This window comes from Lysinibacillus sp. 10T31 (assembly GCF_056394365.1).
Map to the genome: position 1 here is coordinate 1 of NZ_JBFTHS010000147.1, position 893 is coordinate 893.

Sequence of the window (893 nt, forward strand, 5' to 3'; positions counted from 1 at the left end):
GTCAGCAACAGGGTTTTATCTGTGCGAAAGCGAAGCGTCAGCAACAGGGTTTTATCTGTGCGAAAGCGAAGCGTCAGCAACAGGGTTTTATCTGTGCGAAAGCGAAGCGTCAGCAACAGGGTTTTATCTGTGCGAAAGCAAAGCGTCAGCTATAATTATGCCGAAGCATAATTGATTTTTTATATCCTCCCTTCTTTTTTGTATAATTTACCTCCATTTTGCGCATATATGGTAGTAACAAGGGAGGTTATTACATTGAAAAAGTTATTTTATTTGTTTTTACTAGCCACACTACTATTATCCGCTTGCGGGAAAAATACCGCTCCAAAGGAAGTTGCCGTCGATAAAAATACTTCCGTTGAAGATATAGTAGGTGCTATCGTTAAAAATAAATTCACTGTTGAAGAAAAGAATGGTATCGTATCAATCTCTATACAGGATACTGATGTAAAAAAAGGTATGAAAAGTCAAATGCTGAAGGATTCCACTAAAATATTTGCAGAGCTGTCTAAGCTTCAAAGTGTTAAAGCTCCAGCTATTAATTGGTATGCCCCGTTAACGGAGCCTAAAGGGGACAAATCTATGACTGAGCTTTTAAATATTTACTTTAGTGAGGAAGATTTTAGAAAGACTAATTGGGCAAACTATACTGAGCTAGATATTGAATCTATTGCTACTCATTTTCACCAAAGTGCTTCTTTAGGACAATAGAGCATTTCAATAACAAGATACCCCTCCGCGTATAATGAACTGCTCCCTGTCAAGTAGACAGTGGAAATAATAAAAAGCTTTTAAGCGGCTTTAGCCCTGTATTCTAATGGGCTTAAGCCGTTTAATCGTTCTTGGTATCTATCGTTATTGTAAAACTGGATATAATCCTCAATCGCTTGTTG

The 893-nt window shown here is 37.5% G+C and carries 2 protein-coding genes; one reads left to right on the forward strand and one right to left on the reverse strand.

All coding sequences use genetic code 11. From position 1 onward, the window contains the following. The first annotated feature begins 255 nt into the window (after nucleotides 1–255). A complete protein-coding gene (locus AC1DCY_RS27250; protein ID WP_477355812.1) occupies nucleotides 256–711 on the forward strand; it encodes a hypothetical protein in 456 nt (151 codons plus the stop codon). Nucleotides 712–791: 80 nt separating this feature from the next. Here the strand turns inward: AC1DCY_RS27250 and AC1DCY_RS27255 are convergent. Then, the coding region (locus tag AC1DCY_RS27255) for an IS3 family transposase (RefSeq protein WP_477349455.1) at nucleotides 792–893 on the reverse strand (102 nt) is incomplete at its 5' end.